This window comes from Cytobacillus spartinae (assembly GCF_042865285.1).
Classification (GTDB): domain Bacteria; phylum Bacillota; class Bacilli; order Bacillales; family Cytobacillaceae; genus Robertmurraya_A; species Robertmurraya_A spartinae.
This window is the reverse complement of record NZ_JBIACK010000024.1, coordinates 1-15,500: the sequence shown is the minus strand read 5'-3', so window position 1 is coordinate 15,500 and position 15,500 is coordinate 1. Positions and strand designations below refer to the sequence as shown.

General features: G+C 35.6%; 12 protein-coding genes and 1 rRNA gene. 9 read left to right on the top strand and 4 right to left on the bottom strand.

Annotation, left to right across the window (positions count from 1 at the left end; all coding sequences use genetic code 11):
• Window positions 1–539: 539 nt before the first annotated feature.
• The 4 genes from jag to rpmH all read right to left on the bottom strand — a co-directional run bounded on the left by jag (window position 540) and on the right by rpmH (window position 3,362).
• A complete protein-coding gene (gene jag / locus ACFYKX_RS26265) occupies window positions 540–1,160 on the bottom strand; it encodes an RNA-binding cell elongation regulator Jag/EloR (protein WP_389365139.1) in 621 nt (206 codons plus the stop codon).
• Window positions 1,157–1,933 (bottom strand): YidC family membrane integrase SpoIIIJ, encoded by a 777-nt coding sequence (gene spoIIIJ / locus ACFYKX_RS26260; RefSeq protein WP_389365137.1) that lies wholly within the window; start codon window positions 1,931–1,933, stop codon window positions 1,157–1,159. The genes jag and spoIIIJ overlap by 4 nt, the downstream gene beginning before the upstream one ends.
• 181 nt (window positions 1,934–2,114) lie before the next feature.
• Window positions 2,115–2,483 (bottom strand): ribonuclease P protein component, encoded by a 369-nt coding sequence (rnpA, locus tag ACFYKX_RS26255; RefSeq protein WP_389365135.1) that lies wholly within the window; start codon window positions 2,481–2,483, stop codon window positions 2,115–2,117.
• A gap of 744 nt (window positions 2,484–3,227) precedes the next feature.
• Window positions 3,228–3,362 carry a 50S ribosomal protein L34 gene (rpmH, locus tag ACFYKX_RS26250; protein ID WP_389365134.1) on the bottom strand — a complete coding sequence of 45 codons (135 nt, stop codon included), beginning with the start codon at window positions 3,360–3,362 and terminating at the stop codon, window positions 3,228–3,230.
• Window positions 3,363–4,201: 839 nt separating this feature from the next.
• Between rpmH and dnaA the strand changes: the two genes are divergently transcribed.
• From dnaA to ACFYKX_RS26205, 9 genes are all read left to right on the top strand, one after another.
• Window positions 4,202–5,548 carry a chromosomal replication initiator protein DnaA gene (dnaA, locus tag ACFYKX_RS26245; protein ID WP_389365132.1) on the top strand — a complete coding sequence of 449 codons (1,347 nt, stop codon included), beginning with the start codon at window positions 4,202–4,204 and terminating at the stop codon, window positions 5,546–5,548.
• Between the two features lie 170 nt (window positions 5,549–5,718).
• Window positions 5,719–6,855, top strand: coding sequence for a DNA polymerase III subunit beta (dnaN, locus tag ACFYKX_RS26240; protein WP_389365130.1), 1,137 nt, complete (start codon window positions 5,719–5,721; stop codon window positions 6,853–6,855).
• Between the two features lie 320 nt (window positions 6,856–7,175).
• The gene (yaaA, locus tag ACFYKX_RS26235) at window positions 7,176–7,391 is read left to right on the top strand and encodes a S4 domain-containing protein YaaA (RefSeq protein ID WP_389365128.1); all 216 of its coding nucleotides are present in this window, start codon (window positions 7,176–7,178) and stop codon (window positions 7,389–7,391) included.
• 234 nt (window positions 7,392–7,625) lie between these two features.
• On the top strand, window positions 7,626–8,744 hold the full coding sequence (recF, locus tag ACFYKX_RS26230) for a DNA replication/repair protein RecF (RefSeq protein WP_389365126.1): 1,119 nt from the start codon (window positions 7,626–7,628) through the stop codon (window positions 8,742–8,744).
• Between the two features lie 9 nt (window positions 8,745–8,753).
• On the top strand, window positions 8,754–9,002 hold the full coding sequence (remB, locus tag ACFYKX_RS26225) for an extracellular matrix regulator RemB (protein ID WP_389365124.1): 249 nt from the start codon (window positions 8,754–8,756) through the stop codon (window positions 9,000–9,002).
• 167 nt (window positions 9,003–9,169) lie between these two features.
• Window positions 9,170–11,092: a DNA topoisomerase (ATP-hydrolyzing) subunit B gene (gene gyrB / locus ACFYKX_RS26220; RefSeq protein WP_389365178.1), complete on the top strand. Its 1,923-nt coding sequence runs from the start codon at window positions 9,170–9,172 to the stop codon at window positions 11,090–11,092.
• 182 nt (window positions 11,093–11,274) lie between these two features.
• Complete coding sequence (gene gyrA / locus ACFYKX_RS26215; protein WP_389365122.1) at window positions 11,275–13,830, top strand: DNA gyrase subunit A; 2,556 nt, start codon at window positions 11,275–11,277, stop codon at window positions 13,828–13,830.
• Window positions 13,831–14,009: 179 nt separating this feature from the next.
• Entirely contained in the window at window positions 14,010–15,098 is a 1,089-nt protein-coding gene (locus tag ACFYKX_RS26210; RefSeq protein WP_389365120.1) for an HD-GYP domain-containing protein, read from the top strand.
• Between the two features lie 293 nt (window positions 15,099–15,391).
• Window positions 15,392–15,500 (top strand): 16S ribosomal RNA (locus tag ACFYKX_RS26205); the annotation flags it as partial.

The following is a 15,500-nucleotide window of genomic DNA, read 5'->3' as shown; positions in this document are numbered from 1 at the left end:
CTCTTTTAAAAACCTACTTCAACTAGTATCTATTTTTAATCTTAGCTGTTTTCGCATAGATTTTTGCTATTCGTATATGGTTTCCGACACGGATTCTCTGCTGCTTCGTGGCATCTTTTCTTCCCACAATAAAGAAAACAGCATCATAATCCGTTTAAAAGCAGTTTAAGTACTTACATAGCAACAAAGTTTACGAAAAGAGCCTTAATCTAAGAATTCTTCAACTCAAATTATTAGAATAGCACATTGCTTTATCTTAAAAAAGTAAAATAACCCAACTCACGACAGTTATCCACACTATTTTCCATAATATGCTCTATTTTAACTTATCCACATGTGAATAACAATAAAACCGTTATGTAATGAACAATTAACAGATTGCTTTTAATCGATTAAAATTTTCTCCCTATTATTTAGGTTCAAGCTTTTATGCGCAGTTTATACTATCCTTTCTGTACTATTTAACAATTGCGGTGATCTTTTTTAGCAAAAATTTTCGCACAAAAAAACACCGTATCTAGTGGATACGGTGTTAGATCTTATTTATTGGGCGAAATTACGATATATCTGTTAGGCTCTACGCCGTCAGAATATGTTTTTATTCGCTTATTCTCCATAAGTGCTGTGTGAATTACTTTTCGCTCATAGGATGGCATTGGTTCTAGAGCTACTTTTTGGCCCGTTCTTACAGCCTTGTTGGCTAATCTTTCTGCCAACTGAATTAAAGTTTCATTACGTCTCGTACGGTAATCCTCGGCATCTAACAACACATTTAGGTATTGATCCGAATGACGATTAATGACTAGCTGCGTTAAGTATTGTAATGAGTTAAGGGTTTGTCCTCTTTTTCCAATCAAAAGAGCAATCTTTTCACCTGATAAAATAAAATGTACTTGTTTTCCATCTTTTTTAACTTCAATGTCGATAGGTGCAGCCATTTTCTCACTTACTTCGGCTAAAAAGGATTTAGCTTCTTCGATTGGGTCAATTTTAACTGTTACTTTTACAACAGCTGGACGTGAACCAAAGATTCCGAAAACCCCTTTTTTCCCTGCATCAATAATTGAAATATCTGTGCGGTCTTTTGTTGTCTTTAATTGAGCTAAAGCCGATTCTACTGCTTCTTCGACAGATTGTCCTGTAGCAGTTACCTGTTTCACTTTTTTGCTCCTCCCGCTTTTGCAGTTTCAGCTGCTTTTTTCAAATCCGGACCTTTAATAAAGTACGTTTGAATAATCATAAAAATATTACCTACTACCCAGTAAAGAGATAGGGCTGCAGGGAAGTTAATCGCAAATACAACGATCATGATTGGCATTAACCAAAGCATCATTTGCATTTGAGGATTATTTTCTACTCCGGCCATCATCATTTTTTGTTGGATAAACGTTGTCACACCAGCAATAAGTGGTAAAAGAAATAGTGGATCCGGAGAACCTAAATCGAACCATAAAAAGTTATGCTCGGCAATCTCACGTGTTCTTGAAATTGCGTGGTAAAAACCAATAAGAATTGGCATTTGTACGATTAATGGGAAACATCCAGCTAGTGGATTTACTCCATGCTGTTGAAACAAAGCCATTGTTTCTTGTTGAAGTTTTTGTTGTGTCTTTTGATCTTTAGAGCTATATTTTTCTTTCAATTTTTGCATTTCAGGTTGTAGCGCTTGCATTGCTTTAGAGCTTTTCGTTTGCTTAATCATCAGAGGTAAGATAACTAGGCGAATTAGGATCGTTACTAAAATAATCGATACTCCAAAATTACCACCAGCTAGCTCAGCCGCTTTTACAATAAGTAATGATAACGGATAAACAATATATTCGTTCCAAAAGCCTTCGCTCTCAGAAGTGATCGGCTGATCATATTCCATACAACCCGTTAATAAGGTCATAACAGCAATCAACCCGATAAAAAGAAATATTCTCTTTTTCAACCGTATTTTCCTCCTTATATCCAATCCTATTTTAAATACAAGCTCGTCCATACATCTTATGTCAAACCTTATGGATAGATTCTATTCCCTACCATATTTTCAAAGATGTAATCGATTAATCCAAATGTATTGTATCATCTTTTAATAAGATGTGCCTTGAAAAATAATAGAAAAGCTGAAATTATTGTTGACTTGTGTTGCTAGTTTTTGCCTTCTTTAGGACTCTAGCTAGCTTTAATACATGCGACACACTGCCTTTAATCTCATGGAATCCCATATCAGCTGCTGGTTTTCTAGCAATAATGACATAATCATAATCATTATAGACATCTTCCTCAAGTTCCAAAAATACTTGTCGCAGGTAGCGTTTTATTTGGTTACGAGTGACCGCATTTCCTAGCTTTTTACTTACTGATAGTGCAATACGAAAATGGGCCTGACCAGGTTTCTTCAACGCATATACAACAAACTGCCGATTAGCAAATGACTTACCATTTTTAAAAATATCCTGAATTTCTTTATTCTTCTTTACTCTAAATTCTTTTTTCACCTTTTACACCTTCAATCCACTTGGATCCATTTGTTTTACAAGGGTTGTTATCTAAATGAGTGATGCTGCATGGCTTATATCACTGATTATTAGCAGCTTGTTAACAATAAACAACCACTTTTAGATGTGTGCCATTATATACGAAGCACAATCTGACTTTCATGTATGTAAATGGGAAATACTTTTAGTAAGCTTCAACACCAAGGCTCTATGAACACCCTAAAACCTCGATTTAAGCTATGAAAATTACCAATAAAGGCAAAAAAGTACCTACCTTAATCAATTATCAGCCTTTGATGAACCTTATATACATCTAGGTTTTAAGATGATTTAAATTAATAGTAACTCACACTTTTCGTAATCTTTGTTGCTATTTAATACTTTGAATTGTTTTAAAACCTATTATGGTGCTGTTTTCTTTGTTTTGGTAAGAAAAAGTAGCATATTATCCGTTGCCTAAGACAGTTATGAATAGCAACAATTTTGCAAATTCACTTTAATAGAAAAGTAAACATAAAAAGAAAACTCGCCATTTGGCGAGCAATAATAGTGAAAAAAAGGCCATAGTAATAGAAAAATTGCTCTATCACTACCCTTTTCGAACGGTCGGCTTACCCCGTAACCTTATAAAAACTTACTTAGATCTACCTGGTATAGAAATAAGCCTCGTCGATTACATTCACTGCTGCCAATCACGATTTACCTAATCATAAGTGGAAAAAAGACCACTGATTTGTCAGTGGCCTAAGCAGATAATACTTTTCTTCCTTTTCTACGACGACGAGCTAAGACTTTACGTCCGTTTGCAGAGCTCATACGGCTACGGAAACCATGAACTTTACTTCTTTTACGTTTGTTTGGTTGAAACGTTCTTTTCATTATATGACACCTCCCTGAGGAATAGCTGTTAAAGACAGTCTTTCTAATTATATATACGGATCTTAAAAATTGCAACAGTAATTGGGAATTTTCCTAAGGACACCAGTTATGCAAATAAATCCAGTGATGATCAAGTAACCAAAACTTAAATTTACACTGGAGGCCACGGAAATTCACTAAATTTATTCTAGATGAGAAATTTCAATACAATTAAGTAATTTCCACTACAATCTAATGAAATTTAAAAAGACGTCTTTTTTTGAGATAAAAAGTACCTAAAGTGGATTTTTTCTATCTTCTAATTTATTTTAGTAAATTTTAATCCACCCACTCAAAAAATACTACTCCGTTTTTCCGAATCTGTCACGAAAAAAATCATTTATTAAAAAAGTAATTTCTTACAATTAAATCCCGTTTTAATAGGTATGTGCATAACTTTCGACATAATTTTTATTATCCACAGCACATATTGACAGCTTTTTCACACATTCTATCAATGTGGATAATTTTAATTCACAGCTTGTTTTTGTTGTGGATAAGGTAAGAAAAAGCATTGCGCCTCTTAGTATTATCTGATATCATAAATTGTGTTTTCACTCTAATTATTTTATTGTGTATAACTTCATTATCCACAGTTTGTGGATAACTTGTGGATAGGTTATTCACCCCGTTGGTAAAACCTTGTCCACAAGTAGTGGATATTGTCGAAATTCCACTTTGTTTCCTTATTATATATTTTTCCACATAAACAGTTTCGTATATTTATAAATTAATAGGTTATACACGTTGTACAACCCTAATCCTTATTCAAAACGGAACAGCAAAAGGAGGGATAGTTGTTGGAAAATATTGCGGATCTTTGGAATAATGCTCTAGCCAATATAGAAAAAAAGATCAGCAAACCAAGCTTTGATACGTGGCTAAAATCGACAAAAGCGCATTCATTACAAGGGGATATGTTAACGATTACCGCACCTAATGAGTTTGCTAGAGATTGGCTGGAAGAGCGTTATTCAGGGCTTATCTCCGGTATTTTATATGATATTACTGGAGAGGAACTCGGAGTTAAATTTATTATTCCGCAAAATCAAAATGAACAAGAAGTTGATTTACCCCTTCCTCCCAAAACAGTGAAAAAGGATGACGATCAGCCGGAACTTCCATTAAATATGCTAAATCCCAAATACACGTTTGATACGTTTGTAATTGGTTCAGGCAATCGATTTGCACATGCTGCGTCATTAGCGGTTGCAGAAGCACCTGCGAAGGCATACAACCCTTTATTTATCTACGGGGGTGTTGGTTTGGGAAAAACCCACTTAATGCATGCCATTGGTCACTATGTAATTGATCATAATCCTGCCGCTAAGGTGGTTTATCTATCTTCAGAAAAGTTTACAAATGAATTTATTAACTCAATCAGGGACAATAAAACGGTTGAGTTTCGTAACAAGTACCGAAGCGTAGATGTTCTATTAATCGATGATATTCAATTTTTGGCTGGGAAAGAACAAACTCAAGAGGAATTTTTCCATACTTTTAATACATTGCATGAAGAAAGCAAGCAAATTGTCATTTCGAGTGACCGCCCACCAAAGGAAATCCCGACATTAGAAGATCGACTTCGTTCGCGTTTCGAATGGGGCTTAATTACTGATATTACCCCTCCAGATTTAGAGACGAGGATTGCCATTTTAAGAAAAAAGGCAAAAGCAGAAGGTTTAGACATTCCAAATGAAGTCATGCTATACATCGCTAACCAAATTGATTCAAATATTCGTGAATTGGAAGGAGCGCTTATTCGAGTCGTTGCCTTTTCATCACTAATTAATAAAGATATTAACGCGGATTTAGCTGCTGAAGCACTTAAAGATATTATTCCAAGCTCCAAACCAAAAGTAATTACCATTCTTGATATTCAAAAAGTAGTTGGTGAACATTTTAATGTAAAGCTAGAGGATTTCAAGGCGAAGAAGCGAACGAAATCAGTTGCTTTTCCAAGACAAATTGCCATGTACTTATCAAGAGAGCTGACTGATTTCTCTCTCCCTAAAATAGGAGAAGAATTTGGTGGCAGGGATCATACTACTGTCATCCATGCTCATGAAAAAATATCTAAGCTCATGCAAACAGATTCTCAACTTCAAAGACAAATGAAAGATATAAACGAAAGTCTTAAAATATAGGATACTGTGAATAACTTGGCTTTACTTACGCACAGTCTGTCCACATGTGGATAGGCTGTGTTTTATTCACCAAAATAGAGTTATACACATATTAACAGGCCCTACTATTACTTCTAGTACTTTTATTAAAAATAAATAAATATATTCCTGAAAACGGAGGATTAAAAAATATGAGATTTATAATCCAACGGGATCACCTCGTTCAAAGTGTCCAAGATGTAATGAAAGCAGTCACAAGTAGAACTACTATCCCAATTCTAACTGGTATCAAAATTGTTGTTTCAAACGAAGGAGTTACCTTAACTGGTAGTGACTCTGATATCTCTATTGAATCTTTTATTCCGAAAGAGGAAGCTGGAGATGAAATTGTAGAAATCAAACAAACAGGTGCAATTGTTCTTCAAGCAAAATTCTTTAGTGAAATCGTAAAAAAGCTACCTACTGATACGGTAGAGATTGAAGTGCAAAATCATCTTCAAACGGTTATTCGTTCAGGTAAATCAGAATTCAACTTAAATGGATTAGATGCTGAAGAGTATCCTCATTTACCACAAATCAACGAGGAAAATGCATTCCAAATTCCTACTGACTTATTGAAAATGATGATTCGCCAAACGGTCTTTGCAGTGTCCACCTCAGAAACACGACCAGTGTTGACAGGTGTAAACTGGAAAGTAGAAAATAACGAGTTGATCTGTATTGCAACAGATAGCCACAGACTAGCTTTACGTAAAGCAAAAATCGATTTAACAACAAATGAAACTTATAATGTTGTAATCCCAGGAAAAAGCTTAAATGAATTGAGCAAAATCCTAGATGACAATAACGAACCAATTGATATTGTTATGACAGAAAATCAAGTGTTGTTTAAAGCAAAACATTTACTATTCTTCTCAAGATTGCTTGAAGGAAACTACCCTGACACTACTAGATTAATTCCTGCTGAGAGTAAAACAGACGTAGTAGTAGGAACAAAAGAATTTTTACAATCTATTGATCGTGCTTCCCTTTTAGCAAGAGAAGGTCGTAACAATGTGGTTAAATTTGCAACCATTGAAGGCGGAAGTATTGAGATTTCCTCAAATACGCCTGAAATCGGAAAAGTAGTTGAAGAACTACAAAGTCAGTCAATAGAGGGAGAAGAGTTGAAAATCTCCTTTAGTGCAAAGTATGTAATGGATGCGTTAAAAGCACTAGAAGGTTCTGAGATTAAAATCAGCTTTACCGGAGCGATGCGACCGTTTTTAATTCGTCCGATGAACGATGATTCCATTCTTCAACTAATCTTGCCAGTAAGAACATACTAGAATTCTTATTGAAGACAATCCCCTTCTGGATACAAATTATAATTAAATCAAGATTCATGATAGAGGAAAGCTGCCAGACTACTGGTAGCTTTTCTTTGAGAGATAGACATGAAGGAGTTTGAGAAAGATTCTAAAAATTTTCATAAAACTAGTATGCTAAATTCATATTTGTATTCATGGTAGGAAATACTAAATAGCAGGAAAACAATTGATTAGATAATTCCTTTCCCTCTTTCCCAATAAAGTAAATTTTTGTGTATGTATCGTTTTTTTAGTAAAATGGAGGGTGAAGGCCTCTAAAAAGAAAGAGGAGTGAGTCCATGAATCAAGAGATCAAAATTGATACTGAGTATATTACGTTAGGGCAATTTTTAAAGTTGGCCAACATCATTGATTCTGGTGGAATGGCCAAATGGTTTTTAAGTGAACATGAAATTTTTATAAACGGTGAACTTGATCAAAGAAGAGGAAGAAAACTAAGATCTGGTGACATCATTAATATACCAAATTTTGGATATTTTGTTATAACTAATTAATCAGTAGAATATCTTATACAGATTTGTTTGTTTCTGAAAAGCTGTTTTCGCATAGATTGTTGCTATTCGTAATAGTCTCAGGATACGGATTTTATGCTACTTTCGTGGCATCTTTTCTTCCCAAAACAAAGATAGCAGCATCATAAACTGTTTAAAAACTGTTTAAAGTACTTAAATAGCAACAAAGTTTACGAAAAGAGCCTCTTAAAATGAGTAACTAAAGGATGTACGTTTATGTATATTGAGCATTTACTTTTAAAAAATTACCGGAACTATGAAAATTTAGAAGTTGAGTTTGAAAATAAGGTTAATGTCATTTTAGGAGAAAATGCTCAAGGGAAGACCAATGTGATGGAATCTATCTATGTTTTAGCAATGGCAAAATCCCATCGGACATCGAATGATAAAGATCTTATATACTGGGACGAAGAATATGCTAAAATAGAGGGTAGGGTAAAAAAAAGTAACGGCTCTTTGCCGATGCAGTTGGTCGTATCGAAAAAAGGAAAAAAAGCAAAATGTAATCATATTGAACAGCAAAAGCTCAGTCAATATGTGGGAAATATGAATGTTGTAATGTTTGCGCCTGAAGATCTCCATTTAGTAAAAGGGAGTCCACAAGTAAGGCGTCGTTTTATTGATATGGAAATTGGCCAGGTTTCTCCTGTGTATTTACATGATATGGGCCAATATCAGAAGATTCTTCAGCAGAGAAATCACTATCTGAAAATGTTGCAAATCAAAAAGCAACAGGATGAAACCATGTTAGAAGTTCTAACGGAACAATTTATACAAACGGCCGCGAAAATTATTTCTAAACGATTTCAGTTCCTCCGCCTTCTTGAAAGTTGGGCTATTCCTATACATGAAGGGATTTCTCGGGGGTTGGAAACGTTAAAAATAGAATACAAACCATCAGTAGACGTATCAGAAGAACAAGATTTGTCGAAAATGGTAGAAGTATTTCAGGATAAATTTGTTAAAATGAAATCAAGGGAAATTGATAGAGGTGTAACTTTGTTTGGTCCCCACCGTGATGACCTACTTTTTTTCGTTAACGGAAGAGATGTTCAAACATTTGGATCTCAAGGCCAACAAAGAACAACTGCCCTATCACTTAAGCTAGCTGAAATTGAACTGATCCATTCAGAAATTGGTGAATACCCCATCCTCCTCTTGGATGATGTTCTTTCTGAATTGGATGATTATCGCCAGTCCCATTTATTGAATACCATTCAGGGTAAGGTACAAACCTTTGTTACGACAACAAGTGTAGATGGTATTGATCATCAAACATTAAAAGAGGCATCTACGTTTCGGGTAGAATCAGGGGTTATGAGAAAATTACAATGAGGTGAAGGCATGTACGTTCATGTAGGTGAAGATATCCTTGTTAGAACTAGGGATATTATAGCTATTATTGATAAAGAAAGCGTAAATTCTTCCCAATACATTAAGGAGTTTTTGGACCAACATGACAATCAGGTTATCACCCTATCAAAAGGTGCCTTTAAATCTATTGTCATCACCATTGATAAAATTTATTATTCCCCTTTAGCTTCAGGAACCTTAAAAAAACGTTCTGCCAAGTTGGCTGTTCAAGAATACTAAAGTCTATTTTCAAAAATTAAAGCCCTTCCTAATTTTCAGGGAGACTTTTAAGATAAATATTACTGCCTTTAACCTTAGTTATACTTTGATTTTTATAAAATATTCGTCATTTATTTCATATTATTTTTGGTTTACTTAGTAGAAAGTGTAGGTGATTCAGTATGGCAATGGAACAAGAAGCAGTACAAGAGCATTCCTATGATGAAAACCAGATACAGGTTTTAGAAGGTCTAGAAGCTGTACGAAAAAGACCTGGGATGTATATTGGTTCCACAAGTGTCAAGGGACTCCACCATCTCGTTTGGGAAATTGTTGATAACAGTATCGACGAAGCTTTAGCAGGATATTGTTCGGAGATTAATGTAAAAATTGAACAGGATAATAGCATCACCGTTGAAGATAATGGCCGTGGAATTCCTGTTGGTATCCATGAAAAAATGGGTAGACCAGCGGTAGAAGTAATCATGACCGTTCTTCATGCTGGAGGTAAATTCGGCGGTGGCGGATACAAAGTTTCTGGAGGTTTACATGGTGTTGGTGCTTCCGTAGTTAATGCCCTTTCAACTGTGTTAGAAGTATTCGTTCATCGTGATGGAAAAATCCATTACCAAAAATTTGAGCGTGGTGTACCTGCTGCTGATTTAGAAGTGATCGGTGAAACGGATCGAACTGGTACAACAATTCACTTTACACCAGATGGAGAGATCTTTACTGAAACGTTAGAGTACGATTATGATACTCTTGCCAATCGACTTCGTGAACTTGCTTTCTTAAATAAAGGAATAAAGATCACTATTGAAGATAAACGTGCTGAAAATAAGCTGAATGAGTACTATTATGAAGGCGGTATTAAATCTTACGTTGAACACTTAAACAGAACAAGAGAAGTGCTCCACGAAGAGCCTATTTTTATTGAAGGTGAAAGAGAAGGAATTACCGTTGAAGTATCCATCCAATACAATGATAGTTACACAAGTAATATATACTCTTTCGCTAACAATATTCACACGTATGAAGGTGGTACACACGAATCTGGATTTAAAACAGCATTAACTCGTGTGATTAACGACTATGCAAGAAAGAATGGAATCTTTAAAGACGCGGATGCGAACCTTTCGGGTGATGATGTTCGAGAAGGCTTAACAGCTATTATCTCGATTAAACACCCTGATCCACAGTTCGAGGGACAAACAAAAACGAAATTAGGAAATTCAGAAGCAAGAACAGCTACTGATACTATTTTCTCAGAAGCTTTAGATAAATTTATGCTAGAGAATCCTTCTGTAGCTAGAAAAATTGTTGAAAAAGGGCTAATGGCTGCAAGAGCTCGTTTAGCAGCTAAAAAAGCAAGAGAATTAACGCGTAGAAAAAGCGCATTAGAAGTATCGAGTTTGCCAGGTAAGTTAGCGGATTGTTCTTCAAAGGATCCGTCAATTAGCGAATTATATATCGTTGAGGGTGACTCTGCCGGTGGATCTGCAAAGCAAGGACGTGATCGTCATTTCCAAGCAATTCTTCCGCTAAGAGGAAAAATCCTAAATGTTGAAAAAGCGCGTCTAGACAAAATCCTTTCCAATAACGAAGTAAGAGCGATGATTACAGCGATTGGTACAGGAATTGGCGAAGACTTTGATATTTCTAAGGCTCGATATCATAAAATTGTCATCATGACTGATGCTGATGTCGACGGTGCACACATCAGAACGCTTATTTTAACGTTCTTCTACCGTTATATGCGACAAATTCTAGAGGCTGGTTATATTTATATTGCTCAACCACCTTTATATAAAATTCAGCAAGGTAAACGTATTGAGTATGCCTACAATGACCGCGAATTAGAAAAAGTGTTTGCTGAGTTACCTGCTCAACCAAAACCAAATATTCAACGTTACAAAGGTCTTGGAGAGATGAATCCTGGTCAGTTATGGGAAACTACGATGGATCCAGCTACACGAATGATGCTACAAGTAAGTTTAGAAGACGCCATTGAAGCGGATGAAACATTTGAAATGTTGATGGGTGATAAAGTAGAGCCTCGTCGAAATTTCATTGAAGCCAACGCGGCATATGTTAAGAATTTAGATATTTAATATAGTCAACGCTTATAGGGTTTTTCTGGTGAAGCTTGACAATACCCAGAGAAATACTTGATTTATTTATAAGTTGCAGGATAGAGGTTTCCCCCTATCCTCCTTTTTCTTTTATTACTGTAAGAAATATAGCTTTGATGTATATGTATTTTTACTAGTGTTTTAATAGGAGGTCCTTAAAAATGGCTGAGACACCGAATTCTCAAATTACAGAAATTAATATAAGTCAAGAAATGAAATCTTCATTTTTAGACTATGCAATGAGTGTTATTGTCTCCCGTGCTCTTCCTGACGTTCGAGATGGTTTAAAGCCAGTTCACCGTCGTATTTTATATGCAATGCACGACCTTGGTATGCATTCTGATAAACCTTATAAGAAGTCTGCTCGTATCGTAGGAGACGTTATTGGTAAATACCATCCTCATGGTGACTCTGCAGTATATGAAACCATGGTTCGTATGGCCCAAGACTTTAACTATCGTTATATGCTAGTGGATGGACATGGGAACTTTGGTTCTGTTGACGGTGACGCTGCAGCTGCGATGCGTTATACCGAATCACGTATGTCAAAAATCTCGATGGAATTGCTAAGAGATATCAACAAGGACACCATTGATTATCAAGACAACTATGATGGTGAAGAAAAAGAGCCGGTTGTTCTACCTGCTCGTTTCCCTAACCTTTTAGTGAATGGAACGACCGGAATTGCGGTAGGTATGGCGACAAATATACCACCTCATCAACTTGGAGAAGTTATTGACGGAGTTTTAGCTATTAGTAAGGACCCTGATTTGACCACTCAAGAGTTAATGGAAATCATCCCAGGACCAGACTTCCCTACAGGAGGATTAATCCTCGGAAGAAGCGGAATTCGCAAAGCGTATGAAACAGGTAGAGGTTCCATTACTTTACGTGCAAAAGTTGAGATAGAGCAAAAATCAAATGGGAAAGAAGTTATCATTGTTAATGAGATCCCTTACCAGGTTAATAAAGCAAGATTGATTGAAAAAATTGCTGAATTAGCACGTGATAAGAAGATTGATGGTATTACCGATTTACGTGATGAATCAGATCGTAATGGGATGAGAATTGTTATTGAAGTACGTAAAGATGCAAATGCAAATGTACTTCTAAACAACCTATATAAACAAACGGCTCTACAAACTAGTTTTGGAATCAATACATTAGCACTTGTTAATGGGCAACCGAAAGTACTAAATCTTAAACAATGTTTAAGCTACTATTTAGATCATCAAAAAGTTGTCATTCGTAGAAGAACTGAGTTTGAATTACGTAAAGCAGAGGCGCGTGCTCATATTTTAGATGGATTAAGAATTGCGCTTGATCACTTAGATGAGGTTATTGCCCTAATCCGTAGTTCACAAACGACTGATATTGCTCGTGAAGGATTAATGACGAAGTTTAGCCTTTCTGAGAAACAAGCACAAGCAATCCTAGATATGCGTTTACAACGTTTAACTGGTTTAGAACGTGAGAAAATCGAAGACGAATATCAAAGTCTTGTTAAATTGATTGCAGAATTAAAGGCAATTTTAGCAGATGAAGAAAAGATTTTAGAAATTATTCGTGAAGAATTAACTGAAATCAAAGAACGTTTTAACGATAAGCGAAGAACTGAGATTGTTACAGGTGGAATTGAGAATATCGAGGATGAAGACTTAATCCCTCGTGAAAATATCGTCATTACGTTAACCCATAACGGTTACATTAAAAGATTACCTGTTTCCACATACCGTGCTCAAAAACGTGGAGGAAGAGGTATTCAAGGGATGGGAACAAATGATGATGATTTTGTAGAACATCTTATTACCACTTCAACTCACGATACAATCCTTTTCTTTACGAACAAAGGAAAAGTGTATCGTGCAAAAGGATATGAAATACCTGAATTATCTCGTACAGCCAAAGGGATTCCAATCATCAACCTATTGGGCATTGATAAAGGTGAATGGGTAAATGCCATGATTCCTATTGAAGAATTTGTGGACGAATGGAGCTTATTCTTCACTACTCGTCAAGGGGTTTCAAAACGTTCACCATTGACCTCTTTTGCAAATATCAGAAATAATGGGTTAATTGCATTAAACTTAAGAGAAGATGATGAATTAATCTCTGTACGTCTAACAGATGGAAGCAAAGAAATCATCATTGGTACGAAGAATGGAATGTTAATTCGTTTCCCAGAAACAGATGTACGCTCTATGGGTCGTACAGCTACTGGTGTAAAAGGGATCAATTTAGATGCTGACGATGAAGTAGTCGGCATGGAAGTTCTAGAGGAAGATACACAAATTCTTATTGTTACTAAAAAAGGTTACGGCAAGAGAACTCCTGCTGAAGAATACCGTGTTCAAGGTAGAGGTGGTAAAGGAATTAAAACCTGCAATATCACCGATAAAAATGGAGATCTAGTGTCTATGAAAGCTGTAACTGGTGAAGAAGATATTATGATCATTACTACAGGTGGAGTTTTAATCCGTATGGCTGTGAGTGATATTTCTACAATGGGTCGTAACACTCAAGGTGTAAGACTTATCCGTTTAAATGAAATTGAAAACGAATATGTTGCAACCGTTGCTCAAGTAGAAAAAGAAGAAGAAGATAAAGAATACAGTGTACCGGTAGAAGCTACTCATGATGAGTCTACTGAAGAAACTTCTCTAGAGAATGGCGAAGAAGAGGTATTGGACGGACAAGAAGATACCGAGGAAGAATAAAGCAGAGGAACACGATTTGACATCGTGTTCTTTTTTTAGGAAAAATATAAGTTTTATCAAGCTTATTTAGTTGCGATTCCAGTTTATACAAGTTGCTTGTGCTTTTCTTAATTGTTAAACATTAGTAAATAAAGTAAAATAATCTTTAAGACCTATTTAACATACTGAGGTGAATCCAGGTGCGCGTCAAAATCAAGGAACTTCAAGAAGGATGTATTCTTTCTGAAGATGTTATCAGCTGGACGAACCGTCCTATCATTCAAAAGAAAACTGTCTTAACGAACGAGTTACTTGAAATCTTACATGCTTTTTTGGTTAAAGATGTTTCAGTAGAGAGGATGCTTGTAAATGGTACTCCTTTTATTCCTTCTGAATTAATCGAAGAGGAAAAAGAGAGCGAGAAAGAGAGTAATAAAAAAGAAGAATCTTTTACGGATTATTTTCTCCAAGCGGTTCAACAATATAAAAAGGAATTTCAAGCTTGGCAAGCTGGTACAACAGTTGACATCTCAAAGATTAGAAATATTATCATTCCTCTTATAGAAAAATCTGAGACACGTTCATCTGACTTATTTAACCTACATCATTTATCAACGGAGAATGAGTACTTATTTCAACACTCCATTGCCGTAGGATTAATAAGTGGTTTTATTGGGAAAAAGCTTAATTATAATAAAGGTGACATCGCTCAGCTGGCAGTAGCCGGTTGTTTATCTGACTGTGGAATGGCAAAAATCCCTTCTAATATCTTAAATAAAAAAGATGCCTTGACGCGAGATGAATTTGAAGAAGTAAAACAACATCCAACTTATAGTTATAGAATGATTCAAAACGCTACTCTACTAAGAGATGGAGCAAAAATATCTATTTTCCAGCATCATGAGCGTCTTGATGGAACAGGATACCCACTAGGTGAAAAGGATCAAAAAATACATCCATTTGCAAAGATAATAGCAGTCGCAGACACATTTCATGCTATGACCTCTCAAAGAATGTATAGAAAAAAACAATCCCCTTTCAAGGTACTAGAAATGATCATCCAAGATAACTTTGGGAAATTCGATATCGCATCAATAAGGGCTCTACAAGCTGGGATTATGAACTTTTCGATTGGGAGCAAGGTGAAACTTTCGAATGGTCAGATTGCAGAAATCCTCTTTATAGAAGAAAAATCGCCAACAAGACCTTTAATAAAACTAACACATTCAGAAGAAATCATTCATTTAGAAAAAAATAGACAATTATTTATAGATGAGATTTTAGAGTAGACTGACACGTGTCAGTCTATTTTTCATATATACAAACAGCTGCCCGAGTCTTTTTTCAAATATTACCTATAAAAAAGTAATTGTAAACATAGGACAACCCTGATATACTAATTCAAGTCAGCAAAACAAGACAGTTCATTTTTGAACTTCCTTTAAAAAAGTGTTGACGAAATATCATGAAAATGATATATTATAAAAGTCGCCTTGAGCGATTAATTGTTCTTTGAAAACTAAACAAATCATACGTCAACGTAAGTTTTAAAATTATTTTAAACAAGAGCTAATCTTACTCTTTATTGGAGAGTTTGATCCTGGCTCAGGACGAACGCTGGCGGCGTGCCTAATACATGCAAGTCGAGCGAAGATTTAAAAGCTTGCTTTTGAATCTTAGCGGCGGACGGG

What these genes read in the sequence shown, in the direction of transcription:
- gyrB (WP_389365178.1), top strand. Translation starts at nt 9,170, where the DNA reads ATGGAACAAGAAGCAGTACAAGAGCATTCCTATGATGAAAACCAGATA.
- recF (WP_389365126.1), top strand. Translation starts at nt 7,626, where the DNA reads ATGTATATTGAGCATTTACTTTTAAAAAATTACCGGAACTATGAAAAT.
- rpmH (WP_389365134.1), bottom strand. Translation starts at nt 3,362, where the DNA reads ATGAAAAGAACGTTTCAACCAAACAAACGTAAAAGAAGTAAAGTTCAT.
- gyrA (WP_389365122.1), top strand. Translation starts at nt 11,275, where the DNA reads ATGGCTGAGACACCGAATTCTCAAATTACAGAAATTAATATAAGTCAA.
- remB (WP_389365124.1), top strand. Translation starts at nt 8,754, where the DNA reads ATGTACGTTCATGTAGGTGAAGATATCCTTGTTAGAACTAGGGATATT.
- yaaA (WP_389365128.1), top strand. Translation starts at nt 7,176, where the DNA reads ATGAATCAAGAGATCAAAATTGATACTGAGTATATTACGTTAGGGCAA.
- dnaN (WP_389365130.1), top strand. Translation starts at nt 5,719, where the DNA reads ATGAGATTTATAATCCAACGGGATCACCTCGTTCAAAGTGTCCAAGAT.